Consider the following 25,601-nt stretch of genomic DNA (forward strand, 5'->3'; position numbering starts at 1 on the left):
GGTTGCGCCGAATAGTCGGAGAATTAGGCGTTGGCCAGCTGGATGAGTTCGAATGCCTTCGGGCGGTAGACCATCAGGCCGACCCGCTCTTCGGCGCGCAAGGTGACTTCACCGTTGACGAAGTTCGTGCCGTTGGTGTTGGTCATCTGCATCGAGATGCCTTCGCGGCGAACGGTCTGCGCGGTCTCGGGGCCGAAGTAGCCGACGAGGATCGTGCCTTGGGGGCAGGCCGGGGTTTCGACGACGCGGGTGTTCCACAGCGAGTCACCGCCGGGCATCGCGTCGATACCCTCGAATTTCGGGTAGCCGTAGTTGTTGCCGAAGAATCCGCCGCCGAAGTACTGGCCGTTCGCGTCCTTGGCGAGACGCACGGTCCGCCAGTCCAGCGGGTTCATGATGATCGCGTTCGGCTTGAAAAACAGAGCCAACTCGACATCGATGATCGCGCTGAAAATGCCTTCGGCGATTGCCTGACCGGTCGGCGCGGTGCCGGGAGTGCCGACGCCTTTGATCTGACGGCCGTAGGTGACGGTCGGAATGGTCGCGGCCACCGCGCCGGCGCCGATCGTGCCCGCCGCCGGAATCGCGACGTTGGTCGCGGTCAGACCGCCGGTCGCGATGGTGAAGCCCGAACTACGGTTGAGCAGACCATTCACACCCGGGTAGCCCTGGCCGGCGAGCAGCTGCACCTCTTCCTGCCGCTGCACGCCCTCAATCAGGCGGCCCTGCAGGAAGTTGAACAGCACCGGGGCGTCACGAATGACTTCGTCGGTGAACTCGGCCGCGTTCGCGATCTTGCCGATCTGCTCGTACACCCGCGAGAACGTGCCGCTCGAGAAGGGGTACAGCCCGCCCTCGGCGACGGCGTTCGCGTTGAAATTGGCGGTCGCCTCAACCAGATAGGTGATATCCGGGCTCGTGGTCGGAATCGAGGTGAACAGATCCGAGATGGTCAACTGGTAGAACCGCTGCTCGACGATGCCGGGCAGGAAGTTCGGCGTGATTCCAGGACCGAAAGCGCCGGGCAGGAACGGATTCTGACCGGCCGGGGTCGGGCCGGTTGTGCCGTACAGACCTTCACCCATGACATTGCCCGCGGCGGTGCTGTCTTTCAGGCCGATCTCGAATTTGTGGTCGAACTGGCTTTTCAGGCCGGTGATCTGACCTTTCGCGCCGCCCAGATCTTTGACGCTCTGCGAGAGCAGAGGGTGCCGCATGATCTGCAACGCCATCTGGGCGGCCTTGCGCCGGGGATTCCAGTCGGTGACAAACGCCTGGCTGCCCGCGCCCGCGTCGAACACCTGCGGATCGCCCGCGGAGCTGCCCGACTGCGGAAGGCCCTTGGTCAGTGCCTCGGCGGCCTCGCTGTTCTGGACGTCCAGGTCGAAAGCGTCCTTTTCGGCCTGGATACCTTTCAGCTTCTCGGCCCGCTCGGTGCTCGACAGTTTCTCGTCGGACATGACGGTCTCGACCTGCGCGCGGATACGCTCACCCGCGAGTTCGAGCTGTTTCTTGTTTGGCATTGCGCCCTCTTTCAGGCATCGCCGAATAGCCCGCGCACCAAATGCGGTGCCGGGCTATCGGTTTCGAATGGGGTTAGGAGTCCAGAGCCTCTACGCGGGTCCTGGCCTGCAGCAGATCCGCCAAAATGGCGTCCGCCTGCTGCTGTGCCACGTCATCCGAGTTGTCTGCAGCGGTCTCTTCAGCGGCTTTGGCGGGGTCTTCGGCGGGTCCTTGCGGAGCGGCCTCGGGCGCGGCGTCAGCGGGTGATTCAACGGGTGCTTGCTCAGGGCTTGGTGGCGAACCGGCCTCGGTCAGGCCGGAAGTCTTTGTGAGAGTGTCGAGTTGGAGAGCTGCGAGTTGGGCTCGGAAGGCATCCATGTCAAGCTCGGGCTTGACCGTCACTGTGACGGTTGTGGCCGACTTGTTGGCGCCATCGTCCGCCCTGTCATCTGCGTCGGGTTCAGTCTCAGTGCACGCCGCACCGAGCAGTGCCGCGGCGTCGTGGATCGCTTGCAGCAGATTGGTTTCAGCAGTCGACGCCGCCTTGGTGTCGGCCGCTGTGGGAGCGGGCGACACGGGCTCGGGCGGCTTGCGCTCGGCCCGGTCTTTCAGTGCGGCGAACTCTTTGGCGGACAGAATGACCGCGTCCCTATTGCTCGGGATAGCGACGATGCCCGCGTTCAGCAGTTCGCGCCGCGGCACGCCGTCCTTTTTGCTCTTGTCGGTCAGGAACGCCACCGACACCGCGCCGATATGCCCTTCACGGATCAGCGACCGGGTTTCCTGCGCCTGCGCGGTGCTCGCGAACTGCGCCTCGATCATCAGTCGGCCGACCTCATCGAAATACGGCCGGGCACTGCCGACCGTCCCGCGCACGGACATCTCATGGTCGACATCGATAGTGATGCGCGCCGGCAGCGGCTCGAGCCATTCGGCGCGCGCGAGTTCATCGCCGTCACGGTCGAGGCTCGGGGTGCTCAGTACCGCGGTGAAGCCACCGTGCGGAGCTTCGGCGAGGTCCGCGTCTTCGATTGTGGCCATTGCCTTTTGAATGACTTCCGCCATCTTCGATCACATCCTCTTCTTGGCGCGCTCGAAGATGGCGATCTCGACGGCCGCCAGAATCTCGTCTAGGTGATCGGGGTACTTCTCCCCGATGCGCGCTGCTAGTTCGTAAATGTCGCCACCGCGACCGATGCCGCTTTTGAGTTCGCGCAGGTGCGGCGCCGCGTAGTCCAAAGCCTTCGACGGAGCCGCCGGCGCTGTGCGAGGCACGCTGTGCGACCCGCCAGCTTGCGACGGAAAGTTGGTCGGCCCAGGCGCGGCGGCCGTGGGCTGCTGCGCCAAGGGAACGCCATCCGGGTCTTTCGCGAGTTCGCCGGTCATCTGGATGCGCTCATACGGCTGGCCGAGCGGCTGAATCGTGCTGTTAGCCAACAACTTGTCCGCCATCGGGTCCGGGTGCCGGTTGAAGCCCATGAGGTGGCGAGCCTCGTTGGGTGTCGCGACGCCAGCGCCGATCAAATGCGACGCCGCCTCCGCTCGGATCTCGAAGTCGCCGCGGATCGTCTCGTCAACCGCGAACCGCGCGACACGCTTCGACGATTTGTAGATGCCGAAGTTCCGGCCGACGTAGAAATCCAATACGGATTCGATGAACTCGATCAGCGGCGCGATAGAGTCGCGGTAGAACGCGCGCATCTGGGCCGTGATGTTGGAGAATGTTGCGTGCTCGAGGATGTGCACCATCGTGGGCGCGATGTCGTAGGCCGCGCAGATTTCTTCGCGGTTCGTTTTCAATGCGCCGATGAATTCCATCTCGACCGCCGTCAACTGGAACGGCTTGGCCGTCAAACCTTGTTCGAGCACGAGCGTTTGACCGGCGTTCGACGAACCGGCGTGCAAAGCCTGGAATGCATCCTTCAAGTTTTTGCGCGCGCGTTCCTCGAGGCGCCTGTCGGATTCGAGGACCATGTTCGGGCGGCCTGCGTTGCGCCACATCGCGGAGGTAGCGTTGCGCGAGGAATCCTCAGACATAATCGTCGAACGCAACGGCTCGAGCCGCGACAATCCCCGCTCCAAACGCAGCGGATTGTAGTAGCGGAACGGGACGACGTCAGCCTCATCGAACTGCACCAAGCCATCGCCATTGGAGAGCGGACCGCCTTGGAACATGTAGGTGTAATGACCGGTGTCGGGGTCACGTTTTACCGCGACCCGCGTCGGGTGCATCGGAAAGAGCATGAACGGCAGGCCGTTACTGTCCCGGAAGATTGCTAGAAACGCTTCGCCGTAAATGTCGAGCGTGGTCATGATCCACAACCAGAACGAGTACGGGTCGACGACGTTGTCACACGGATTGCCGATAAGCTTCGAGTACGGGCTGTCCAGGTCGAGTGTGCGTTCCGGCCCGGTCTCGTTCCACACTTCGATGGGCAACCTGGCCACGGCGTTGGCCCGCTTGTTGATGACGGTGTGGACCCACGGATTGCGGCGGTAGATCTCGCCGTACATCGCGAATTCGCGCTCGAGCGCCATCCCGACGTTGTCAGGGTAGTAATAGCTGGTCTGCAGCTGCGGAACGAGCTCGGCGAGCGCTTGCGGCGCAATAGGCAGCGACTGCCCGTTAGACAGCAACACTCTGTGCGACCTTTTGCAGGTAGGCGACGTTGCTCCGGTCGATATACAATTCGCCTTCGGCCGGCGCGACACCGTTTTGCATGAGTTTGACGTCGGCGAACACCAATACGGCGGAATCGGAATTAACTAGGACGCCGGAGAACATCGGAATGCCGTTGAGGCACGTCACGATGAAGCGCTGACGAATCTTCTTGCTGAGGGCGTCTTTCCTAGCGAACACTCAGCCCTCCATTCACAGAATTAGAACCTCGCGGGTTTCGTAGACCGATTCGGCATCCATTCCGCGTGTCTGCCAGGCACTAACGGCCATGATCGCGGCGGGCACCGCGTCGATACGCTTGGATTGCTCATTGCGCGCGACACGATTCGGGCGGACGAGGTCAGGGTTATACGACGCGATACGCGCCTCCGCGGCTTCGAAACAGAACCGGGCGAGCGGGTTGCCATGCCAGCGGAAACGCTTCTCGATCACCATTTCGAGAATGCGATGCATCGAATCGGACATGTGCGTAAAGTCGTTTTGATAGGCGTAGATGTCGTCGGGCACGTAGATTCGGTTCTGAATCTCTTGCAGCACAGGGTCTGATGACCATTTGTCCGCGTCGCCGCCGAGGATGTTGTACCGAAGGCTATCGGCCTCGATGTCGGCGTACACCTGCGCGAAATCCAAGACATCGCCATCGGTCACGGTCAACCAGCCCGCCTTGGCGAACTCGCCGAATCGGCCACCGTTGAGCTGGTCCAGCTTGATCAGCGCTGCCTCTGGTGCCCAGAACCGCCACAGCACATCGCATTCGTCGCCGTCCGGGAAGAGGTAGCAGATCGCCGTGAGGTCTTGGCGCGCAGCGAGATCCAGGCCGAACCAGCAGTCGCGGCCGTCGAATTCTTTGCGCGCGTCGAACGGGGTGTCGAACCGCTCCCCCATCGATTCGTCGAACAAGTGCATCGGCATCCACCGAACCGCCTGCGACGTCCACTGATTGAGCTTGAGAGTCCGAAAGCCGTTCTCCAGCAGAGGGTTACCTTTTGCCTCGGCTGCCTGTTTACGGAAAGCCTCGATCGAGAGGAACCCCGCCTCGAGGGCCGGGGAGGCGTGATGCCAGTTGGATTCGTCGAACGGGTCGGCGTCCATCGGGGTGTTCCTGATGAACGTGAAGATGTGTTTGTGCTCGTTGTTGAGCATTTCGCGGTGCATCTTCCCGGCGAACGACTCGGTGTCGGTGCCCGCGGTGGTGGCCGCGATCATCAGTGGTTGACGCCGTGCACCCGAGCCCATGCCGGTACGCATCGAATCCCACATGCCGCCGTCCCGCCATGCGACGATCTCATCCGCGCCGACGCCGTGAGGGTTACTACCCAGAGCGCCGCCCGCGTCGGCAGCGATCACCTGATAGAACGAGTTGGTCTGGGCGTCGAAGATGCGCTTCTTGTGCTTGATCACCTGCAGCCGCGCCGACAGGATCGGCTGCAGGTTGACCATTTGCGCGGCGACATCGAAACACAAGCCCGCCTGCTCGCGGTTCTTGGCGACGCCATAGATCTCGGCCGACTCTTCGCCGTCCGCGACCAGCAGGTACAGCATGATCGCGGCGAGCAGTTCAGTCTTGCCGTTCTTGCGCGCTACCTCGATCCACGCGATTTCGAATTGCCTTTTATGGCAATCGAATTCGTCTGACCATACGACCGAACCGAACAGTGGTCGAACGATCTCTTCGCGCTGAAACTCGGCGAGAATGAAGCGCTTGCGGAAGTAGCGGCCTTTCGTGTGAAGGCACAGTTCCTCGATGAACGCCTGCGCGTGGTTGGCGCGCGGGACGCAGAAGTGGTCGCCGCGTTCGGCGCACTCGATATCGTCGAGGACGTACCCGCACACCGGCAGGTTCACAGGGGTTGGCCTATGCGCTCACGAGAGGGAGTCGGCCCAATCGACCACGTATCGCGGAAGTAGCCCGCACCAAGCGCCGTCGAGGAACCGAACGAGCTCCTGCGCTACGCGGTTACGCAGCTTCGTCAGGCTCATTCTCGTCATCCACAGCCGCGGGCTGACCGAACATCGGGCGCGCATCGGCCGGTGCGTTCACCACGGTTCCCGCCAGCACGTCCGGATTCAGCTCCAAGACGGGTGCCGGCGCGACTTCGGCGGTTTCGATGCCCGGCTGATACGCGCGGAGCCTGCCGACAACGGCATCGATTGACGCGTGGAACGCGAACAAACCGGGCGCATTCGCCTTGAGATCGGTACTGATCCGGTCTAATTCGTCGGCAATGACGCTGATTTCGCTCATTTGTCTACCCGCCCGCTCAGAACGTCTGGAATCCAGCGTTGACCTTGATCACGCTCGACGCAGCGCCCGCCGACACGGCCACGGCTAGCGCGTTGCCGCTGTTGGCGGCGAGGCCGTTGCCCAGGTTCAGGGCATAAGGAACGCCGACAGCCAGCGACTGGTCCAGAACGAACGCGATGTTGGAGTTGTTCGCGCTGGGCACGGTTGCGCCCGAGCCCGCGGTGCCGGTGTCGGTGAAGCTCGCACCCGACGCGGCGGAAACGCTTCCGACAAGCACGTTCTCCGAGCCCGCCGAGGTGCCGCGATAGATCTTGTAGCCGGTCACGGTCGAAGCGGTCGAGGGAACCCAGGTCAGGGTCTGAGTACCGTTCAGCGCGACAGCGGCCGAGAGTTCGTTCGAGCCCACGGATTCGCCGTACTGGGTGACCGCGGTGACCTTCCAGTAGTAGGTGGCCGCCGAGAAAGTACCGCCGGACGTTGCGGTCGCGCCGAGCGTAGCCACCGGAGCCGCGACCACCGGGCCGTCAGTCACGCTGATCGTGATCGCGCCCGACGCCGCGCCCGAAGCCGAAAGCACGAGGTACTGCAAGACGTTCTGGCGGCCCGCTACACCGGGAATCGTCAGTGTGACGGCAGTGGCCGCGGCAGAGGTCGCGGTGATCGCCGAATACGGGGCGTAGTTCACGATCCCAGTTGTGTTGATAGGCATAGGTTGTTAGTCCTCTCGGGGAACTTCTAGTGAAAGGGCCACTCGAGGACCCCGTGCATTGCGGAAGTTGGGGTGATAGACGGGACTCGAACCCGCTGAATCCGGGATCACAACCCGGTGCCTCGTCCATTTCGGCATCTATCAACGTGCCCCCGCCAGGGATCGAACCTGGGACCCGTCGGTTAAAAGCCGACTGCTCTACCAGCTGAGCTACGGAGGCGGATTATTCGTCGTTCTCGCCGTCGAAAATCATCGAGCTGATCATCTCGGCCATGAGTTGCATCTTGGCGAACTCCAAGAGGCTCAGCGCCTCGGTGATCGACATCGCGTCACCTTGGGAATCTTCGGATTCGAAGGTGACAATCTCGGTACCATCCGCGGTGATAGACCGGCGGATCTCGATGTGCTCCAAGACAATCGCCTCGTCGCTGTCGTCGGGCATGGCGCACCTCCGGCGATTAGTTGAAGCTGACCGGCCAGGGATCGAACCCGGAACCAGCCGAGTAAGCAATGCGTAGGGTAGGAGCCTACGAAATGCGTACCAAAGGGGATTTGTTCGATTTGTCTGCGAATGCCGCCGCTACGACAGCAACCGCGCGGCGCCGGAATCGTTCTTGGGGTCCTCGGTGCCGATCGAGAGATTCGCGCGGTCAGATGGCGACAGGCCGTAGCGCGCGCCGATCTGGGTAATCATTCCTTGGCAGTCGCGCATGATCTGCCAATACGGAGACTTGATCCGACCGCCGGCCGAGCCGAGGTCGATGTACTGGTCGCCCATCCGCTCGCGGCAATCGTGATACATGGCCACCGCGTCACAAAAGATGACGAGCTGGTCGACGTCCCACGCCGTCAAAACGTTCTTAGCGATCAGATCCGGCGCAATGCGGTCCCAAACCTGCTGCGCCCGCGGTGAAAGTTCGTACGGGGCTTGCAATTCCGAGGCATTTGGTACAGGCTCATACCTATTGATCCGGTCTTCCCGGTCACCCTCAAGAATCTTGAGGTGCGTTGGCTTCCCGATTCTTCCGGAGCCTTTACCGCCCATCCCTCTCACCTCCTCCGAAACGCCACCAGGGACTTAGTCATGCCTAATTCAGGATTTCTCGTTTTTCTGTCAAGGCGTGCGTTTCCTGGGTGATGCGGTCGCGCGGCCTCCGCGGCAGGGATACCCATACCCCCCTCCCCTAACCGGTCGCCGCCGGCGCCGGTAGCCAGAGGGTCACGAGCCGGCTCGCCAGACGTCGCAAAAACAGCGTTTGACCTGCACTTTTGCGGAATACTTGCCTACCTGTCGAACCGTGCTACGGTGAGTCGGATCGCATCAATGCGACGGATCGCAGCCAGGAGGCATACCGATGTTCCGAACCAATCTCAAGGACCTTGCAACCAACCTTGCGTTCATCAAGCGCGCTGCCACGGTGGGCAAGCACTACAACAATCCGGCCCTGTCGATGCTGCGCGTTGACGTCGTCGGTGGTGTCGCGTCCATCGGTTTCTATGACTGGGATACAGCCATCACGGTGCGCATGAACGTGACAGGTGATGACTGCACGTTCGCAATCCAGCTGGACGAGTTGGTGAACGCCGTCAAGTCGGTCGATTCGAAGAACGATGCCGATTTCGACATGGTGGACCGTGGCCTGTCGATCAAGGCCGATGGCATGTCAGTTACCGCCATCCTTGGCGAGCCTGCCGCAGTGACAGATCTGCCCAGCATGCCCGTAGTGCAGGGTGAACCAGCATTCATTGCGTCCGGTCCCGAATTCTCGGACGCTGTCAACGCCGTCTCGTCAGCGATCGGCAACGATGACACGCTGCCGATGCTGACCAAAATCAAACTCGAGTCGGACGGCGAACGCGTCGAGGCTGCAACAACCGACCGTTTCAAGCTGGCCAACGCGCATATTCCTAGCGCGTCGGTACCTGCCGCCTTCGAGTTGCTGTTGCCGAGTCGGCCCGTTCTGTCGTTCGGCAAGCATGCCGCAAAAGAATCGGCAGTGTCGGTCACTATCGGCAAGGATGGTGCTGTAGCGGTCGAATCGGACGCAGTCACGATGGTTGTGCGCGACATGCTCGAGGACTACCAATTTCCGAAGTGGCGCGCCCTGTTCCCCAAGGACGACGACGCTAAAGTGTCGTTCGAGTGCGACGGGCAATCGTTGGCGAAACGCGTCAAAGCATTGGTTTCCGCGAAGGCCTTGAATATCGACCTTGACATCCACGAAGGCGCGATAGCCGTATTGGCGCGCGACCGATCCGATTATGTTGGATCGAAATTTGTTCTCGACGCTGGAGACCTGCAGGTGTCGGAACCTATGCTTGCGCGCTTTACTGCGGAATATCTCGCGAAAATACTCGCAACCGTTCCGCGCGGCACAAAAGTCCGTTTCAGTCTCATTGCTCCGACGCGTCCGATATTGATGCAGTGGAACGAACACCGGGCCCTGTTGATGCCCGTTCGCATTCCCGCTTAGCTCGGCCACAGGGCCCTCTGAATACGTGCGAGCTACCCACGTGCCACAACGGCGTGGCTAGTAGAGGACAACGGCGTCCCTGCGTTGTGGGTAGCTCGCACTCTCGACCGACGATCTAAACGAGGTAGCACCATGCACACCTTTACGCGCCTGATACTCACTGCGATTATCCCGCTTGCCGTGCTGACTGGCACGCACAGCGCATCGGCTCAGACCGACGAATTGCCGCCCACGGTTATCGACCCGTGCGTCTACGGCTATCCGGTAGACGACACCGTTAATGCGGACGGTACACCCGCCTTGCCGCTGCCTTGCACAACGCAGACGCTGGAGGCTCAGAAATGACCAACATCTACCCTCACGGCAACGAATACGCCGACACGTGGGAATTGGCCAGGATCACCTACCGGGGCGTGATCATGCGAGTTTCGATTGTTCGCGGGGCGATCGTCCTGGAAACCATCGAACACGTAACCAATGATCCGATGAATCCGCACGGCTTCCGACGCTTCCACGAATCCAAGTTTCCGGCACCGATTTTCGCGCCGGGGGACGTGCAACTCGATAAAGAGCTTGCACGCGATTGGTTGGAATTGCACAAGGCGCACATCCGCGACGCAGAACTTAGCGGCAAGTCGCACTGATCAGCGCGCTAGTCGCTAGCGGGATGCTGCGCGAAATGGCGAATACTCGCAGCATCACCGCTAGAAACTTGCGGCAACCGAATAACAATGGAGGTAACTCAAGATGAGAACGCAACCAATCTCGGAATCGCTGTATGAATGGCGCGTCTCCGAGATACAGCAGTCGCTGTACTTCAATGCGATCGATCGTGGCTATGTGATCGAAGTTGGCGAGGATGCTATCGGCGAGACGATTTGGTTCGGATACGCACGCACTGGCAAATGTGAGTGGGTGACCAGCGGTACCGACGTCGAAACGGTCAAGCGCGCTGTGCTCGAGGCATTGCCAGACCCTACGCCCTGCAAGGCAATGTTCTGCACGGGCACTACCGACACGTGCGACGGACAAGAACACGTGGACGTCACGGGAGCAACTTGGTACGAGGACACGCGCGAATACGCCGGAGAAGTTATTGCCCACATCATCACTGTCACGGAGGGGGACGAGAAATGACCGACTTCACTAACCAGGACATCGCGTATGAGATCATCCGCGAAATTCTCGAAGACATGCTCGACGGCAAGGTGCCGCAGACCATAACGACGTTCGGCGAATTGCATGATCATGTCGACGCGAATATGTACGCCGACGAGATGGTGTCTGCGCGCACGGCAGCGGGTGAGAACTGGGCAGACTTCATCGTCCCGGTGCAAGACATCGTCGAGGACTGGCTTCAGAAGCGTCTAGCGTTCGGCACGAGCGAACAGCGATACATGCTTACCGATTCGGACGGCTACAGCGTCCGAGGCGACGATAGAGGCGATTTTGTGTGCCTGTCAGTGGCTGCGCCTGATGCCTCATACGACTCTGTAGATCTCACCGTGAGCATGGCCGAGGACATGGTTGCTGGTCTGACTGCGTGGATCGAAAGCAAGCGCGCGCATTGATCTGATCTCCACACCCGCAAGGCTATTGCGAGCTTGCGTGTGTGGGATGTCCGATCAAAGCAATGGAGGCAAGGCAATGGCCGATTTGGACGAATTCGATGCGCAATTCGAGCGCATCATCGAACTGTGCGGGAACGGCGATCACGAGTTGAATGAGGCAGAGTCGCGCGTCATCGCTGCGGCGTACGCGCAGACTGAAACGGCACTCGAACGATGGGGCAGTGGGGAAGGCGTTACCGACTTCCGCGAATTGGCCGATGATGCGCAATTCTTCGTTGACTCGGTCGCTATCGTGCGTGATCCTCGGGACAACCACGCCTATCGCGACGGGGCCCGCAACGTCATCAACGCGATGCATGACTATTTCGTGGCGCGCGCGAACGCTTCCGAGTACGCGCACGAGTTTCAATTCCTGCTGATCGCAGGCTGCGTCAATCCGCGAATCACTGAGACGGGTGGCGGATGCACTGCGATCAAGGCTGAACTCGACGGCTATGAAGTCCTCACAACTAACGCCGATTATGGCGTGGTTGTCCCTCGCGACGGGCGCGCGGAAGTCTGGAATGTCTCGATCTATGGCGAAGATGGCAACCCAGTAGCGGAGGGTGGCCCAGCGGGCACGCTGGCAGCGGCATTCGCCAACATTTCGCGCGCATCCTAGTTACTTGCCTTGCGCACCGACTGCGGTCGGTGCGCTCGAGCTGGCAACTAGGCCAGTCAGGGAGGTACTGAAATGACCGAGATTGACCGCTTGCAGATCGTCATTGGGACAACGGACGGTATGCACGCGCGCCTGACCGTAGTCGAGAACGGTTTTGAACTGTTCTGGTCGGATGGCGTGGCGAACGAGTGGGAGGAAACGTACGAGTCTCTTGCCGTTGCCCTTGTGCGGCTCGGTGCGCTCATGCGGTGCGCTGAAACGGACTGGCAACACTATTTCGCGTCCAACTCGGATGAGTTCGCGAATATCGCTGCGGACTTCCTTAAGTTGGCTACGGCCTAGTCGCTTGCCTTGCGCACCGATTGTCGTCGGTGCGCTCGAGCTGGCAACTAGGCCAGAGCGGAGGTTACCGAGATTGACTGAAAATTACATACCGTTCGATGCTTCCGGATGGGAGCCATCCCACCATGAAACGGTGCGCGCTGGAATCGAGGCACGCAACCGAATGGATCGCACGCCACGGACCGGAGATATCGTCGAGTACGCCGATGGCGTGCAACGACGTCTGTTTATTGGATTCGATGGGCATCACTACGTGGTCGACCACTTCGCACCTACCGCCGACACCGGATTCATTCTCGCCAGCGATGGCGTAATGCAATACACGGGCCATAGCGGGATGTCGATCGCTCGCGACATGCTGACCGGAAGCACGGACCATGCTCCGGCGGTTGTGTGGGTTGACCGGGAAGTGGTGGACGTTCCGGGGTGTGTCCTGGACTTCACAATGCCCGTGCGCGTGTGGAGGGTCGACCATGCCTCGTCTACAGCGACCTTGGCGCGCATCCGTGCACTGTTCGATTGGGCCGAGTTCCATGAAGCGGACTACAACACCGGAGGAAATGACTCTGTGGCCAACGCTGCGCGCCGGGAGGCTGCGCAACTCTTCGCCAAGCTCGACGAGCGTCTGTCGCGTGGCGAGTGGCTTCCGGATGACTGGAATTACAGCTAGTGCGTAGGGCCCTAGCTCGAAAGACTTGAGAGCCTGCCCAGCGGCAACGCTGGGCAGGCTTTCGGCGTATTTGGGGACCATTGCCCGCCTGGGTCGACCAGAGCGACCAGGAGGCGACAGAAAGGAGTCGGACCGACAGCAACCACACGGAGCGCGCGACGGATGCGCTTCGCATAGGCACCGTGCCGTGGCTGGCTATCGAGCTGCGCACACACCCGCACCCGCGGGCAAGGGCCATCGCGCCCGGTTAGGTGACCACTCTGCGCACCTGCGCAGGTGACCGGGTGCGGCCCTGGTCGCTGGCTTGCCAGTGACGCAGTCGACCCGCGGGCGCCCTTGGTGGCGAGTCTGCGCGCTACCCACTGTCGGACGCGCGAGCGATCCGCAATCGCGCGCGTATCCGCTGGTCAGACGCATTCTGAACGCGTATCAGACCGGCAGGTACGGAACCCAATTCAATAACAATTTGATCACGAAAGATTCATAGGATGAATATTTGGGCTACCCGGCAGCGATCGAACGAATATTCGAATACCGCTCGGTCTTTACGGGGGTATGCGATGTGAAACGGACGTGCCCGATAGATTCTGCGAAACCTCTACCAGGCGAAATCCCTGGTAGGTCGCTAAAAATTTTTTCACAAAGCGCGGCGCGAGCCGGAGCCGTCGCCGCCGGTCAGCCGCGCAAGTTGTGCTTGCCCTCGGTTCGCCCGGTGTGCGCGTTGTGACACGAGGTGCATAGCGCTCGGCCGCGGCGCGGGTCATTCGGGTCGTAGCCCTGGGCGACGAGTTCGCGGCGAGACAACGGCCAGTGGTCGGCTACCTCGGCGGCGTCGCCGCACAGCTGGCAGATCCAGCCGTCGCGCTGCAGCACAGCCCGGCGGAACGATCGATGCTCTCCGCTGTAGCCGCGCTTGCTCGAGCTGCCGCGGACGCGATCAGATTGGCGCCGCGCCTTCGAGAGGCACTGGGCGCACCGGCCGCCGGATGCGACGCGACGGCCGCAACCGCCGGTGCAGGGTGTTGGAGGCTTAGTTGGCACGCCGGCGGCCGATCAGCCGCATAGCGATGCGTACGGCTGTGGTGACAGCCATGGTGGTGGCGACGGTAGGAATCGAGATCGTCAGTCGCCGAGGTGGCAGATCGATGACCCGCAGCTTGGTGTAGCTGCCGTATATCGCCATGACCTTGTTGTCCGGGAAAGCCGCGCTGGCAGCTTCGCGCACACGCGCAACCGTGTCCGCTGTCCAGGCGATGTCCTCGTTCAACTCGATGACAATGACCGAGTCGGGGCCGACGTCGATCGCGGCCAGCGCGCCGAACTCGCTCATCGACACTCGCTCGACCGGCATGATATTGGTGTTCGTCATCGGCATTCCATTGTCTTGATCGGGTTGTCTTCGCCCCACACGTGGATCTCGAACAACTCAAGGGTTGGGTCCTCCGAAGGCTCTCCCGTGGGGTCCTCCGGGGCAGGGTCCTGGTCAGGCATCCTTGTCGGGGTCCTTACCGGGATTGACGAAGGTCAGCACCACATCGCCGTTATCGCTGTTGGTAACGCGAGTCGCCACGCCCACCCGACCGGCCGCGCCTTGGGCCAACTCGATCATCAGGCGGATGACGTTGTCGCGCTGCATCTTCGTGTACTTAGACACTGAGCTTGGCCTCTGGAGAGCGGGCGATGGCGGCGTTGGCCCAAAACATTGCCTGTTCGAGTTGCGTGATGGCTAATGCCTTCTCGCGCCCTTCCGGCAGGTCTGGGTCGAACTTGTGGGCTAGGTCGCGGCATGCAGCGCGGACACTGCCGTGCTCGGCACGCTTCTCTGCGGTGGTGGCCGCGTGAAAGTCAAACCGATGATCGATGTCGGCGGTGGCCATCAGCTCTCCAGTGCCTCGCGCAGCTCTTTGGCGGCCGGGCCGCGACGCAATGCCGGCGTGGTCTCCCATCGCTGCAACACCGCTTCGACGGCCTCGAGTTCTGCCGACTTGCCCATGTAGCCGTTGCGCTGCAGCAGTCGCACGATGCCTTCGCCGATGGCGTATCGAATCGGCGCCTGCTGATCGGACATCAGCCACGTCAGCTTGAGTACGCCTTCGCTGGAGTCCAGCGACGCGAGATTGTCGGCGATCAGCTGGGCGGCCGGATCATTCCTACGCTGCAACGGCTGCATCTTTCTTCTGCGAATCTTCGGCTTGTGGCCAGCACCGCATGTCTGTGAAATACAGACCGTCCGAGTACCAGCCGAATGTGTTTTCGTCGAGTTCTACGCGCAGCACGTCAATGCCGAGCGCTCGAAACTTGGGGTAGTTCACTCGCTGTCTTCCTGATTGATTTTGTCCAGCAAGCGCTGAAAGACTTCTCGGCCGAGGCGATCTACGAGCGCGACATCGGTCTGAGATTCGATCGAATCCAACTACCGCTCCTGCATCATCTGTTCAACCCATGCGGAAATGGCGTCGCGCAATGCGTCTTCGATGTGGACTACTTCCGCGAATCGGTTTCCGCCGCGGGCGTCGCGGTGCAACCGCCAGAGTTCGTGCATCTGCGACTCGAGGGCCGAGGATTTCACGCATCCCCCTTGAGTTTGCCGAGCCAACCGTATGGATCAATCCAGCACAGTGGCCGACGCTCCAAAAGGTTGAGCAGGTGCGCAGCGGTGACAACTGTGACGGCGGATACGAGCACGGGATGTTTGGCGAGATGCCGATCGACGCTTTGTGAAAGCAATTCTCCCGGAGGCGCGCAGCATTCCCAGACGGCGGCGCCGATCAGTAGGGTAAGCCAAGCTTTATCCGCGGGGCGCAGGGTGTTGAGTATCGCGCGCCTCCTCGGGGAGAGGTTCAGCCGTTGTTACGGAGACGAGCCAGCTCCGATGGGGCGTATCAGCCCGAAAGCCGCTGTTACGGCGCGGTACCCGAGAATGAAAAAACCCCGCCGAAGTGAGGAGGCTTTCGCCCTAGCCTTGGCGGGGATAATTTAAGATCTTCTGGCCTAAATCTCGACCAGCGTGAGCGTAACATAGCGGCCGTGTCGGATTCTATACAACGCGGGGATAATGTGACGCAGTTCATTCCTTATTGATGATTTTCGATATGGCCTGATGCGTCAGCCCGGTCATTTCGGCGAGCACCATGATAGTGAAATGCTCAGGATCGGAGTCGCGCAACTTTCGGATGATCGCGGCACGCTCGCGCCGCGCGGCCTCTCCCTCGGCGACTTTGCGCGCGAGTTGCGCTAGATACTCCCGGGTCATCGGCATTTGAGTACCATATCCCGGCCCGGCGATGCGTGGCATTCGATTCCCCTCGGCCTGCAACCTGGTTGAACGATGTCCACGCTAGACTCTGCAACCTGGTTGCGCAACTCGGTTGCACAACCAGGTTGCCGAAACCGGGAGGCGGGTTGCGCAACCGGGTTGGATCGCTGGCCGTTCACGCCGCGCGTAGCCGGGCGATCACATCCGCCAGGGAGAACAGCGGGTGCCCGTCTATCGTCCGCCCACGCGGTTCGAGCGGCCGGTTCTTGCGGCGAGTCATGCTGTGCACCATGTCTTTGGTGACGCGGCGCTTGGTCCGCACTGAGGCGATCATGGCCACCTCCGACGCCGGGAAGATGTTGCCCTCGATCTCGCGGTCGACGCGATCCCAGGTGTCGGCGCGAGACACCACCACACCGCACCGGTTGCACGTCACGTACTGATCGTCTCCGGCGATCGTCCACAGTTCGCCGTCGCACACCTCGCACGGCGCTTGGTAGACCGATATCGGCTCACTGCGGTCGATCACCTTGACCGCGTTCGCGATAGCCGTGTCGATCGCGTCGAAGCACTCGGGGGCCGCGGGCCATGTCGGGATCTGCATCAGGTGCTGCAGCAGGAAGCGCGCGGGGGCTCGGCCGTTGAATTTCAGTCCGCGGTCACGGGCGATCGCGACGGCGCAGTGCATCAGCGCGGCATCCAGCTTCATCGCAGCCTCGGCTGCGCGCAGGTTGTAGGGCAACGGGGTCTCACTGCTGCGTCCGCCGTCGCGCCAGGGGTCGCCGACCGCGTCTTGCCGGGTCATGGTGATGTCTAGTTGCTCGCTGAGCCATTCGACCCGCTCGAGGTCGGCCATCAAGGTGCCTAGGCATTGGTGGCACAGGTAATTCGGCGTCTCGCGCCCGCACGCACCGCACTCTCTCATACTCGAATAATACCGGTACCCCGTGAGGGTATATGTCGGTGGAAAAAGATCCGCCCAGCCTCCGTGCGTGAGGCTGGGCGGTTGATACCTACGGTAGCTAGATGGTGGCTGGACGAAAAAACTGCCCGGCGTGTCTGCGATTCGACACGCCGGGCAGTTGTTTGAGGCTGTGACCTGCGAAGACGTAAGTGTGGGAGCGTTTTCGCGGGAACTGTGGGATAACCGTGGGATTTACTCGAATCCCGGTGGTCGATAGCGGGAGGCAAAACCCCCCGCCATCTGCAAACTAACTGCTCCCCCATCTGGACTCGAACCAGAAACCTGCCGATTAACAGTCGGCTGCTCTGCCAATTGAGCTATAGGGGACTATCCTTTGGCTCGTCCGTACTGGGCGGGCCGAGGTGAAACTTTAGCGTATCGGCGCTCGCCTTCCCAAATCGCGTCTCTAGCTGGAGACATGCGGGGGGCTTCGGCGTGTCTGGGAGTGGCGCGCGGTGGGGGTGGATCCGGATCGACAGGCGTACCGGGCGTCGGGCAGGATGGTAGCCGCGCACAGGCACTTTGGGAGGAGCTCTACGAGATGCTGCGGTTGATCATCGGCGTTGCGGCCGGATACGTGCTCGGCACGAAGGCCGGGCGGGGTCGCTATGAACAGATCAGTGCGGCGACCCGCGCGGTCGCCGCGAGCCCGGTGACTCGCAAGCTGGTTCTCTTCGGCCGACAGAAGCTGTCGGACAAGCTCAGCACCCAGGCGAAGCTGGAGCCGATGGTGCCGCTGGATGAGCGGACCACGGTTCTGGTGCCGCAGGATCAGCTGCGCCGCTGAGTTCGCGAGGACGAACCCGGGGAAGCGTCGAGCGGCAGCTCAGCCCGCGGCGAAGTCGTCGTGATTCCCCATTGCCTGCGTGAGCAAACTCTTGCGGTACTGCTCCAGCGCCACGAGATCACCGAACAGCGCCATATACGCCTCGGGCTGTTCGGTCGAGGACACCCGCTGCAGCTTCGACTTCAGCTCCGCGATCTGACGGCCGACCCAGGCTTCCTGCACACGAGCCAGCACCCCGGTGATAAACCGGGGAATGTCATTGGCCGACTTCACCGGCATCTGCTCGCCCGACAGCTCGGAGACCAGCGCACGCATGGTCAGATCGTCGGTGCCGTCGGACACGGCATTGACCCACTCCGCACCGCTGAGCCCGGATGCCGTGCCACCGGCCTCGGCGATCATGGCGCGAACGGCGGTGTAAGCCGGATGGGTGAAGGCCTCGGCCTCGATCGAATCGAAAACCGCACCGGCCATCGCCGGATACTGCAGTGCCGCACCGAGTGCTTGCCGTTGCGGCAGCAGCGTCGGGTCGTTCGGATTCGGGCGCGCGGCGGGATGTTCGGCGACGACCGCGCTGGGCTGTGGCGCGCCGGCCGCCGGGCCACGGCCGCCCGGACTCCCACCGTTGCGATTGCGCTTGGCTTCCTCACCGACCCGTCGCACCACGGTCTGGATGTCGTCCCAGCCGACCCAGCCCGCGAGCTTGGTCGCGTACGCCTTGCGCAGCGCGTTGTCCTTGATCTGCGCCACCACCGGCACGGCGCGGCGCAGCGCCTCGACCTGTCCCTCGGCGGTGTCCAGGTTGTGGTCGGCGAGCAGGCCGCGAATCACGAACTCGTACAACGGGGTTCGACGGGCCACCAGATCGCGCACGGCGCCGTCGCCGGAGTGCTGGCGCAGTTCGCACGGGTCCTGACCGTCGGGGGCGATGGCGATGTAGGTCTGCCCGGCCAACTTCTGGTCGCCCGCAAAGGCTTTCAGCGCCGCCGCCTGTCCGGCCGCGTCACCGTCGAAGGTGTAGATGATTTCGCCGCGCCAGAAGTTGTCGTCCATGAGCAGTCGGCGCAACAGGGCGAGATGTTCGTCACCGAAGGCGGTACCACAGGAGGCGACGGCGGTTTTCACTCCGGCCAGGTGCATGGCCATGACGTCGGTGTAGCCCTCGACCACCACCGCCTGGTGGCCCTTGGCGATCTCGCGCTTGGCGTGGTCCAGGCCGAAGAGCACCTGAGACTTCTTGTACAGCAAGGTTTCCGGCGTATTGATGTATTTGCCGGGCATGGTGTCGTCGTCGAAGAGCTTGCGCGCACCGAAGCCGATGACGTCACCGCCGAGATTGCGGATCGGCCACAGCAGCCGCCGGTGGAAGCGGTCGATCGGGCCGCGCTGACCCTGGCGCGACAGCCCTGCCGCCTCGAGCTCTTTGAAGTCGAAGCCCTTGCGCAGCAGATGCTTCGTGAGCATGTCCCAGCCCGCGGGGGCGTAGCCGCAGCCGAATTGCTGGGCGGCATTTCCGTCGAAGTTGCGGTCGGTCAAATACTTGCGCGCCACCTCGGCGTCGGGCTCGCGCAGTTTGGCCATGTAGAACTCGTGTGCGGCGGCATTGGCGGCGACCAACCTGGCCCTGGTGCCGCGGTCGCGCTGCACCGAGGTGCCGCCGCCCTCGTAGTTGATCTGGTAGCCGATCCGATCGGCGAGCTGCTCGACCGCCTCGACGAAGCCGACGTGCTCGACCTTCTGCAGGAAGGCGAAGACGTCACCGCCCTCACCGCAGCCGAAGCAGTGGTACAGGCCGTGGTTGGGCCGCACATGGAACGACGGCGACTTCTCGTCGTGGAACGGGCACAGGCCCTTCATGGAGTCCGCACCCGCCCGCTTCAGCGCGACGTACTCCCCCACCACATCCTCGATCCGGACGCGTTCGCGTATTGCCGCGATATCGCGATCTGGGAGTCGTCCGGCCACGGCGGTCAGTCTAGGCTAGTCCGGCCTCGACACGCCCAGCGGCTGGTCACGCGTCTACTCGCTCCAGTCGACTCTCGGTATAGGACGCGATCTGGTCGACGATCACCCGGACTCGCGCGGTGTCGTCGGTCGCGGCCTGCCACCACGGGAGCAGCAGCGGGTCCAGCCCGTGCGGCGCCGTCGCCAGCAGTCGGGTCGCGACCGCCTGAATCCGCTCGCGCTGCACGGCCTGACGCTGCTTGTGCACGAGATCGGACATGACATAGCGCAGGGCGACGGTCTTGAGCATCGCGACCTCGGCGGCGACGATCGGCGGAACCTCGAGATCCGCGGCATAGCGGGACAGCACCGCGCGCCCGCCGACCTCCCGCGTGGCCATGATCGCAGCCGTGGCGAACCGGCCGACCAGTTCACTCGTGAGGCGCTTCAACGCGACCGAACTGGCGAGGGTGCCGTCGTAACAGGCGGCTTCGGCCACCACCGGCAGTTCGGAGAGCCGCTGGGCGGCACCGATCAGGTCGTCCACCGAAAGCGTGGGGTGCTGGCCGTGCCCGAGTTCGGCTAGTGCCGCCTGCTCGGACGGATCGGCGAGGGCCCGCAATTCGATACGCCCGGCGATCACGCCGTCCTCCACATCGTGCACCGAGTACGCGACATCGTCGGACCAGTCCATGATCTGGCATTCGAGGCTCTTGCGACGGTCCGGCGCATCCTTGCGCACCCATTCCAGCCGATCCAGATCGATATCGTAGGCACCGAACTTCGTGCCCGAACCTGTTCTGCCCCAAGGGTATTTGATGACCGCGTCGAGTGCGGCGCGCGTGAGATTCAAACCCGCGCTCGTGCCGTCCGCATCCAGCACCTTCGGTTCCAGCCGGGTGAGGATGCGTAGATTCTGCGCATTGCCCTCGAATCCGCCGTACGCGTCGGCGAAGAGGTCGAGGGCCTTCTCGCCATTGTGGCCGTAAGGCGGATGGCCGATATCGTGCGCCAATCCGGCCAGATCGACCAGATCCGGATCACAGCCGAGACCGTCGGCGATGCTGCGCCCGATCTGGGCCACTTCGATCGAATGGGTCAAGCGTGTGCGCGGGGTGTCACCGTCACGCGGCCCCATGACCTGGGTTTTGTCGGCGAGTCTGCGCAGGGCCGCGGAATGCAGCACGCGAGCGCGGTCGCGGGCGAATTCGGTACGGTGACCGGTTTCGAACTCACTGCGCGGCGGGCCGAGTCCGGCGGTCTTGGCTCCCTCCACCACCATTCGCTCGCGGTCATGCTCGGTATACATCGAATCTCACTGCCCTGCTGAGTATTTGAAGTCCGACGAGAAGTGCGTGAGCTGATACCAGAGCAAAGCGCCGGTCTCCCTTGCGATTCCGTGCGCCTGCGACTCTCTGGTGTAGACGGCGGGGCCGGTCCGGGTCGGCGCGGTCCAGGCATCCAGCCCAGCGTCGCGGGCCATGGTTCTGGTGCGCAACGAATGCCACGGATCGCTGACCAGCACCGCCGAGGACATCTCGCGGGCACTCATGGCGGTCGCGACGGCCTCGATGCTGCGCAGGGTGTCCGAACCGGTTTCCACCGCGAGGATCCGGTCGCTCGGTATGCCGCGCTCCTCCAGATAGTTCTTGCCGGAGGCGGCCTCGGTGTACAGATCGCCCTCCTGCTTACCGCCCACGGTGATCACCTTCGGCGCCACACCGGCCTTGAACAGTTTGTAGGCCTGGTCCAATCGCGCCTCGAACACCGTCGACGGGGTGCCCGAGTATTGCGCGGCGCCGAGTACGACGATCGCGTCGGCCTTGGTGTAGTCGTCGATTCGCGCGACCTGCCAGACCCGGAATGCCGTGCCGCCGACCAGCACCGCGCCCATCACGATCGCGCCCATGACCAGCCGTCGCGCCCAGCGCACCAGCCCGCCTCCGACGCTGCGGGATGCGCCGGATCCGGGAGCCGAGGCCAGGGTCGCCGAATTCATCTCACCAAGTTTGCCAGGTCACCCTCGACGAGAACGTAACCGACGCATATCGATCGGCCCACACTTACCTTTCGGTTAGTACTGAACTTATTAGTCAGTACTTGCCGATAGCGCAGCGGGTATCGAGAATGAATTCCGGCGCCGAACCAGCATCTCGATACTTTGAGGAGTGGATACATGACGACATCCGTGACGGTTTTCGGGCTCGGCGCGATGGGACAGGCGCTGGCCGCGCAGTTCGTACAGGCCGGACACCCGACGACAGTCTGGAACCGCAGTGCCGGCCGGGACGCGGAACTCGTTGCGGCAGGCGCGAAGTCGGCGCAGACCGTGGCCGAGGCGGTGACCGCGAGCGACCTCGTGGTGGCCTGCCTGTTGGACCATCGGTCCGTGCACGAGGTACTCGACCCGGTGACCGATATCCTGGCCGGCCGCGCATTGGTCAACTTGACCAGCACCGAGCCGCGCGGGTCGCGTGAACTGGCCGAATGGGCCGCGAACCACGGCATCGAATTCCTCGACGGCGGCATCATGGCCGTCCCGCCGATGATCGGCCGAACCGGCTCATCCGTGCTCTACAGCGGCTCCCGTGAACTGTTCGACAACCATCGCGCAACTCTCGAATTGCTCGGTAGCGCAGAGTATTTCGGCACGGACGCCGGACAGGCCGCACTGGTCGACTTCGCCCTGCTCGCCGGAATGTACGCCATGTTCACGGGCTTCTATCACGGTGCCGCCATGGTTCGCACGATCGGCATGTCGGCCGAGGACTTCGGTCAACGAGCGTCCGGCTGGATCGCCGCGATGACCGGATCACTTCCGAGAGCCGGAGCCACCATCGACTCCGGCGATTACTCGAAACCGTTCCAGCCCTTGGATTTCACCAAGGCCGCCGTGGACGCCATCGTGTCGGCCAGCCGCGATGCGGGTGTCGACCTGGACATCGTCGGCGCGATCAAGAATCTCGTCGATCGCCAGGTCGCCGACGGCCACGGTGCGGACAGCAGCGAGCGGATATTCGAAAGCCTCAACCCGCGCGCCGCATAAGACCTACCAGCCGCGTTCGCGCCATTCGCCGAGGTGCGGGCGTTCGACGCCGAGCGTGGTGTCATCACCGTGACCCGGATAGACAACGGCGTCATCCGGGTAGCGATCGAAGATCTTGGTTGTGACGTCGGTGTAGAGGGAGTTGAAATCTTCCGGATTGGTGGTGCGGCCGACTCCGCCCGGGAAAAGGGAGTCGCCGGTGAACAGGTGCACGCCCGGACCGTCGACGAGGGCGAGGGCAACCGAGCCGGGAGTATGTCCGCGCAGGTGGACGACCTCGAAGGCCAGGTCGCCGACCTCGATGAGATCGCCGTCGGCGAGTAATCGGTCGGGGCGCACCGGGAGCGGTTCGGCATCGAGTGGATGCGCGGCGGTCGGTGCGCCAGTGGCGGCGGCGACCTTTTCCAGGGCCCACCAATGGTCCCGATGCCGATGGGTGGTGACGACCAGGGCGACGCGGCCCGGCGTCTCCTGGTCGACGAGTTCGATTATGCGGTCGGCTTCGTTGGCGGCGTCGATGAGCAGTGCCGCGCCGGTGGCGGTGCACTGCACTAGATAGCAGTTGTTGTCCATGCCACCGACGGACATTTTGATAACGCGGGCACCGGGGACGTCCCGCTGTTGCGGATTCGATCCAGGGGACACGTGACCGGTGTACGGCAGGTCGATCGTGATCACAGTTCGATGCTAGCCAGCTAGATTCATCCCATGCCGTTGATAGCGCCGATTCGTCGAATCCGCTGGTTCGCCGCGGTGGTCCTCAGCGTGGCGTTTCTCTGTGTCGCGTCGGCCGGTGGCACGGCCGGCGCCGAGCCGCCGCTGCGGATGGGAACGTATGTCGTCGACTCGGCGCAGGTGCTCGATCAAGGACTCGATCGGGTGTCATCGGCGGTTGACGACCTCTACGCCGATCAGCAGATGCGGCTCTGGGTCGTCTATGTGCACGATTTCAACGGGATGAGTCCGCAGGCGTGGGCCGATCGCACCGCGACCATGTCCGGATTCGGTGGGCGCGATCTGTTGCTCGCCGTCGCCACCGAGGATCGCGCCTATTGGTTCAAAGGCGAGTTGCCCAGCAGTGTCAGCGATTCCGAGTTGGACGGCGTATTGACCCGCGATGTGGAGCCCGCGCTGCACAACGGCCGGTGGGCCGACGCCGGGATCGCGATGGCCGATGGGCTGGATTCGGCGATGCGCGGTGGCGGGGTCAGCCTACGGACGCTGCTGATCGTCGCCCTGCTGATCGTGCTCATCGTCGTTGGGCTGGTGCTGTATTCGCGCAAGCGGCGCGCCGACCGCAGGCGGGCCGAGTTGGCGAGGGCACGGCAACTGGATCCCGATAATTCCACCGCGCTGGCGGCATTGTCACTGGATGCATTGCAAGACCGGTCGAAGGAGGTGCTGGTCGAGATCGACAATGCCGTGCGGACCAGCGCCGAGGAGTTGGCGTTGGCGACCGGCGAATTCGGCGATACCGCGGTCACTCCGTTCAGCACAGCCCTGGTCAATGCGAAATCAGCTGCCGTCAAAGCATTCTCGATCAGACAGCAGCTCGATGACGATATTCCCGAGACGCCGGATCAGCAGCGCACCATGCTGGTCGATCTGATCGGCACGGTCGGGCGGGCCGATCGGGAACTCGACGCTCAGGTGGCCGAATTCGATGCGATGCGGGATCTGCTGATCAACGCATCCGCTCGCTTGGACGGGCTGACACGGGAATTGGTCGAATTGACCGGACGCGCGCCGGGTTCGGAGACCGAACTCACCCGGCTCACCACCGCGTATCCGGCCAGCGTGCTCGCGCCGGTTCGAGACAACGTGACCATGGCGCGCGAAAGAATCACCTTCGCGGAGCAGAACATCGACACTGGACGCGCTGCCCTCACCCAGCCGGTCGGCAAACAGGGCGGTGCGGTCGCCGCGATCCGGGCCGCGGAAGGCGCAGTGGGACAGGCTCGCACGCTGCTCGATGCCGTCGACAATGCGGCCACGAATATCCAGCAGGCGACCGATGGGCTGCCCGCGGTACTCACCGAGCTGCGCGCGGATATCGCTACCGCGAAGGAGCTGTCGGGCTACGGCGGTGTCGATCTGCACGCCGCCATCACGGCGGCGGAAACGGCCCTGACCATCGCAACCGCCACCGCGACCAGCGACCCATTGGACGCCTTCCACGACGCCGTCGCGGCCGATAACGCGCTGGACCTGGCCAATGCCGCCGCCACCGACCGCAAACTGGCCGCCGAGGATCTACAGCGCCGACTCGACCGGGCGCTGACCGATGCCCACGCCCGGATCGGCGCGGCAGCCGACTACATCAGCACCCGACGCGGCGGCATCGACGCACAGGCACGCACCCGGTTATCCGAGGCACAGCGCAATCTCGATGCGGCACAACAGCTTTCCACCAGCGATCAGGCGCAGGCCCTCACCAGCGCACACACCGCCGCCGACCTGGGTGCTCGCGCATTGCAGGAGGCGCAGGCCAGCGTGCGGGCCTGGGAGAACAGCCAACCGCCATCAGGCACAGCACAAGCCGGTGCGGTACTCGGCGGAATCCTGATCGAAGGACTATTGCGCGGCGCCACCCACCAACGCTCCAGCGGCTACACCCCCGGTTCATTCGGCGGTTCCACCGGATCCCGCCGCATCAGCCGGGGCGGCCGGTTCTGAGGGTTGCCCCTGACACCGTGTGGGGCCATAGACCAGGAGTCGTCATGTTCAGTATCGGAGACTTCGCCAGACA

34 protein-coding genes and 3 tRNA genes are annotated in these 25,601 nt (G+C 62.9%); 11 read left to right on the forward strand and 26 right to left on the reverse strand.

Annotation, left to right across the window (positions count from 1 at the left end; translation table 11 throughout):
- Positions 1-23: 23 nt before the first annotated feature.
- The 11 genes from ACZ60G_RS04120 to ACZ60G_RS04170 form a co-directional block, all read right to left on the reverse strand.
- Positions 24-1,523 (reverse strand): phage major capsid protein, encoded by a 1,500-nt coding sequence (locus tag ACZ60G_RS04120; protein ID WP_465807132.1) that lies wholly within the window; start codon positions 1,521-1,523, stop codon positions 24-26.
- Between the two features lie 73 nt (positions 1,524-1,596).
- A complete protein-coding gene (locus tag ACZ60G_RS04125) occupies positions 1,597-2,568 on the reverse strand; it encodes an HK97 family phage prohead protease (RefSeq protein WP_465807134.1) in 972 nt (323 codons plus the stop codon).
- 6 nt (positions 2,569-2,574) lie between these two features.
- Positions 2,575-4,143, reverse strand: a complete 1,569-nt coding sequence (locus ACZ60G_RS04130; protein ID WP_465807136.1) for a phage portal protein — start codon at positions 4,141-4,143, stop codon at positions 2,575-2,577.
- Positions 4,130-4,363: a hypothetical protein gene (locus tag ACZ60G_RS04135; RefSeq protein ID WP_465807138.1), complete on the reverse strand. Its 234-nt coding sequence runs from the start codon at positions 4,361-4,363 to the stop codon at positions 4,130-4,132. Before ACZ60G_RS04135 ends, ACZ60G_RS04130 begins: the two co-directional genes overlap by 14 nt.
- Before the next feature lie 12 nt (positions 4,364-4,375).
- Positions 4,376-6,028 carry a terminase large subunit gene (locus tag ACZ60G_RS04140; protein ID WP_465807140.1) on the reverse strand — a complete coding sequence of 551 codons (1,653 nt, stop codon included), beginning with the start codon at positions 6,026-6,028 and terminating at the stop codon, positions 4,376-4,378.
- Positions 6,029-6,140: 112 nt separating this feature from the next.
- Positions 6,141-6,428, reverse strand: a complete 288-nt coding sequence (locus tag ACZ60G_RS04145) for a hypothetical protein (RefSeq protein ID WP_465807142.1) — start codon at positions 6,426-6,428, stop codon at positions 6,141-6,143.
- A 16-nt stretch (positions 6,429-6,444) separates the two neighbouring features.
- A complete protein-coding gene (locus tag ACZ60G_RS04150; protein ID WP_465807144.1) occupies positions 6,445-7,113 on the reverse strand; it encodes a hypothetical protein in 669 nt (222 codons plus the stop codon).
- 92 nt (positions 7,114-7,205) lie between these two features.
- Positions 7,206-7,283: transfer RNA gene (locus ACZ60G_RS04155), tRNA-His, on the reverse strand.
- A 1-nt stretch (position 7,284) separates the two neighbouring features.
- A tRNA-Lys gene (locus tag ACZ60G_RS04160) sits at positions 7,285-7,357 on the reverse strand.
- A 3-nt stretch (positions 7,358-7,360) separates the two neighbouring features.
- On the reverse strand, positions 7,361-7,579 hold the full coding sequence (locus ACZ60G_RS04165) for a hypothetical protein (RefSeq protein ID WP_465807146.1): 219 nt from the start codon (positions 7,577-7,579) through the stop codon (positions 7,361-7,363).
- A gap of 138 nt (positions 7,580-7,717) precedes the next feature.
- Positions 7,718-8,182, reverse strand: coding sequence for a phage terminase small subunit P27 family (locus ACZ60G_RS04170; RefSeq protein WP_465807148.1), 465 nt, complete (start codon positions 8,180-8,182; stop codon positions 7,718-7,720).
- Positions 8,183-8,492: 310 nt separating this feature from the next.
- Between ACZ60G_RS04170 and ACZ60G_RS04175 the strand changes: the two genes are divergently transcribed.
- From ACZ60G_RS04175 to ACZ60G_RS04210, 8 genes are all read left to right on the forward strand, one after another.
- Complete coding sequence (locus tag ACZ60G_RS04175; protein ID WP_465807150.1) at positions 8,493-9,611, forward strand: DNA polymerase III subunit beta family protein; 1,119 nt, start codon at positions 8,493-8,495, stop codon at positions 9,609-9,611.
- Between the two features lie 132 nt (positions 9,612-9,743).
- Positions 9,744-9,956 carry a hypothetical protein gene (locus tag ACZ60G_RS04180; protein WP_465807152.1) on the forward strand — a complete coding sequence of 71 codons (213 nt, stop codon included), beginning with the start codon at positions 9,744-9,746 and terminating at the stop codon, positions 9,954-9,956.
- Positions 9,953-10,255 (forward strand): hypothetical protein, encoded by a 303-nt coding sequence (locus ACZ60G_RS04185; RefSeq protein WP_465807153.1) that lies wholly within the window; start codon positions 9,953-9,955, stop codon positions 10,253-10,255. Before ACZ60G_RS04180 ends, ACZ60G_RS04185 begins: the two co-directional genes overlap by 4 nt.
- Before the next feature lie 103 nt (positions 10,256-10,358).
- Positions 10,359-10,748, forward strand: coding sequence for a hypothetical protein (locus ACZ60G_RS04190; RefSeq protein WP_465807155.1), 390 nt, complete (start codon positions 10,359-10,361; stop codon positions 10,746-10,748).
- Entirely contained in the window at positions 10,745-11,182 is a 438-nt protein-coding gene (locus tag ACZ60G_RS04195; protein ID WP_465807156.1) for a hypothetical protein, read from the forward strand. Before ACZ60G_RS04190 ends, ACZ60G_RS04195 begins: the two co-directional genes overlap by 4 nt.
- A gap of 46 nt (positions 11,183-11,228) precedes the next feature.
- Positions 11,229-11,843 (forward strand): hypothetical protein, encoded by a 615-nt coding sequence (locus ACZ60G_RS04200; RefSeq protein ID WP_465807158.1) that lies wholly within the window; start codon positions 11,229-11,231, stop codon positions 11,841-11,843.
- Positions 11,844-11,915: 72 nt separating this feature from the next.
- Positions 11,916-12,185: a hypothetical protein gene (locus tag ACZ60G_RS04205; RefSeq protein ID WP_465807160.1), complete on the forward strand. Its 270-nt coding sequence runs from the start codon at positions 11,916-11,918 to the stop codon at positions 12,183-12,185.
- A gap of 73 nt (positions 12,186-12,258) precedes the next feature.
- Positions 12,259-12,855 (forward strand): hypothetical protein, encoded by a 597-nt coding sequence (locus tag ACZ60G_RS04210; RefSeq protein ID WP_465807162.1) that lies wholly within the window; start codon positions 12,259-12,261, stop codon positions 12,853-12,855.
- A 675-nt stretch (positions 12,856-13,530) separates the two neighbouring features.
- Here ACZ60G_RS04210 and ACZ60G_RS04215 read toward each other — a convergent pair.
- The 11 genes from ACZ60G_RS04215 to ACZ60G_RS04265 all read right to left on the reverse strand — a co-directional run bounded on the left by ACZ60G_RS04215 (position 13,531) and on the right by ACZ60G_RS04265 (position 17,402).
- Complete coding sequence (locus tag ACZ60G_RS04215) at positions 13,531-13,728, reverse strand: hypothetical protein (RefSeq protein WP_465807163.1); 198 nt, start codon at positions 13,726-13,728, stop codon at positions 13,531-13,533.
- A 157-nt stretch (positions 13,729-13,885) separates the two neighbouring features.
- A complete protein-coding gene (locus ACZ60G_RS04220; protein WP_465807165.1) occupies positions 13,886-14,224 on the reverse strand; it encodes a hypothetical protein in 339 nt (112 codons plus the stop codon).
- Positions 14,225-14,338: 114 nt separating this feature from the next.
- Entirely contained in the window at positions 14,339-14,509 is a 171-nt protein-coding gene (locus ACZ60G_RS04225) for a hypothetical protein (protein WP_465807167.1), read from the reverse strand.
- Positions 14,502-14,732, reverse strand: coding sequence for an Acb2/Tad1 domain-containing protein (locus ACZ60G_RS04230; RefSeq protein WP_465807169.1), 231 nt, complete (start codon positions 14,730-14,732; stop codon positions 14,502-14,504). The genes ACZ60G_RS04225 and ACZ60G_RS04230 overlap by 8 nt, the downstream gene beginning before the upstream one ends.
- Positions 14,732-15,016, reverse strand: coding sequence for a hypothetical protein (locus tag ACZ60G_RS04235; protein ID WP_465807170.1), 285 nt, complete (start codon positions 15,014-15,016; stop codon positions 14,732-14,734). The genes ACZ60G_RS04230 and ACZ60G_RS04235 overlap by 1 nt, the downstream gene beginning before the upstream one ends.
- The gene (locus ACZ60G_RS04240; RefSeq protein ID WP_465807172.1) at positions 15,006-15,167 is read right to left on the reverse strand and encodes a hypothetical protein; all 162 of its coding nucleotides are present in this window, start codon (positions 15,165-15,167) and stop codon (positions 15,006-15,008) included. The genes ACZ60G_RS04235 and ACZ60G_RS04240 overlap by 11 nt, the downstream gene beginning before the upstream one ends.
- Before the next feature lie 101 nt (positions 15,168-15,268).
- A complete protein-coding gene (locus ACZ60G_RS04245; RefSeq protein WP_465807174.1) occupies positions 15,269-15,424 on the reverse strand; it encodes a hypothetical protein in 156 nt (51 codons plus the stop codon).
- Positions 15,421-15,699 (reverse strand): DUF7427 family protein, encoded by a 279-nt coding sequence (locus tag ACZ60G_RS04250; protein ID WP_465807615.1) that lies wholly within the window; start codon positions 15,697-15,699, stop codon positions 15,421-15,423. The genes ACZ60G_RS04245 and ACZ60G_RS04250 overlap by 4 nt, the downstream gene beginning before the upstream one ends.
- 223 nt (positions 15,700-15,922) lie before the next feature.
- On the reverse strand, positions 15,923-16,150 hold the full coding sequence (locus ACZ60G_RS04255; protein ID WP_465807176.1) for a hypothetical protein: 228 nt from the start codon (positions 16,148-16,150) through the stop codon (positions 15,923-15,925).
- 136 nt (positions 16,151-16,286) lie between these two features.
- Positions 16,287-17,036 carry a hypothetical protein gene (locus ACZ60G_RS04260; RefSeq protein ID WP_465807178.1) on the reverse strand — a complete coding sequence of 250 codons (750 nt, stop codon included), beginning with the start codon at positions 17,034-17,036 and terminating at the stop codon, positions 16,287-16,289.
- Between the two features lie 293 nt (positions 17,037-17,329).
- Positions 17,330-17,402: transfer RNA gene (locus ACZ60G_RS04265), tRNA-Asn, on the reverse strand.
- Positions 17,403-17,616: 214 nt separating this feature from the next.
- Here ACZ60G_RS04265 and ACZ60G_RS04270 point away from each other — a divergent pair.
- Positions 17,617-17,862, forward strand: coding sequence for a hypothetical protein (locus ACZ60G_RS04270; protein WP_465807180.1), 246 nt, complete (start codon positions 17,617-17,619; stop codon positions 17,860-17,862).
- Positions 17,863-17,901: 39 nt separating this feature from the next.
- Here the strand turns inward: ACZ60G_RS04270 and dnaG are convergent, their stop codons facing one another.
- The 3 genes from dnaG to ACZ60G_RS04285 are packed head-to-tail and all read right to left on the reverse strand — an operon-like array spanning position 17,902 to position 21,805.
- Positions 17,902-19,827, reverse strand: a complete 1,926-nt coding sequence (gene dnaG / locus ACZ60G_RS04275; protein WP_465807182.1) for a DNA primase — start codon at positions 19,825-19,827, stop codon at positions 17,902-17,904.
- A 46-nt stretch (positions 19,828-19,873) separates the two neighbouring features.
- Positions 19,874-21,115 (reverse strand): deoxyguanosinetriphosphate triphosphohydrolase, encoded by a 1,242-nt coding sequence (locus tag ACZ60G_RS04280; RefSeq protein WP_465807184.1) that lies wholly within the window; start codon positions 21,113-21,115, stop codon positions 19,874-19,876.
- A gap of 6 nt (positions 21,116-21,121) precedes the next feature.
- Complete coding sequence (locus ACZ60G_RS04285) at positions 21,122-21,805, reverse strand: YdcF family protein (RefSeq protein WP_465807186.1); 684 nt, start codon at positions 21,803-21,805, stop codon at positions 21,122-21,124.
- Positions 21,806-21,982: 177 nt separating this feature from the next.
- Here ACZ60G_RS04285 and ACZ60G_RS04290 point away from each other — a divergent pair, with 177 nt between their 5' ends.
- Positions 21,983-22,852: an NAD(P)-dependent oxidoreductase gene (locus ACZ60G_RS04290; RefSeq protein WP_465807188.1), complete on the forward strand. Its 870-nt coding sequence runs from the start codon at positions 21,983-21,985 to the stop codon at positions 22,850-22,852.
- Between the two features lie 3 nt (positions 22,853-22,855).
- On the opposite strand, the gene ACZ60G_RS04295 is transcribed toward ACZ60G_RS04290, so the two are convergent.
- Positions 22,856-23,530 carry an MBL fold metallo-hydrolase gene (locus tag ACZ60G_RS04295; protein WP_465807190.1) on the reverse strand — a complete coding sequence of 225 codons (675 nt, stop codon included), beginning with the start codon at positions 23,528-23,530 and terminating at the stop codon, positions 22,856-22,858.
- Between the two features lie 30 nt (positions 23,531-23,560).
- On the opposite strand from ACZ60G_RS04295, the gene ACZ60G_RS04300 reads away from it, so the two are divergent.
- Complete coding sequence (locus ACZ60G_RS04300) at positions 23,561-25,528, forward strand: TPM domain-containing protein (protein ID WP_465807192.1); 1,968 nt, start codon at positions 23,561-23,563, stop codon at positions 25,526-25,528.
- Positions 25,529-25,601 lie beyond the last annotated feature (73 nt).

It is taken from the genome of Nocardia sp. NPDC102475 (genome assembly GCF_055584605.1).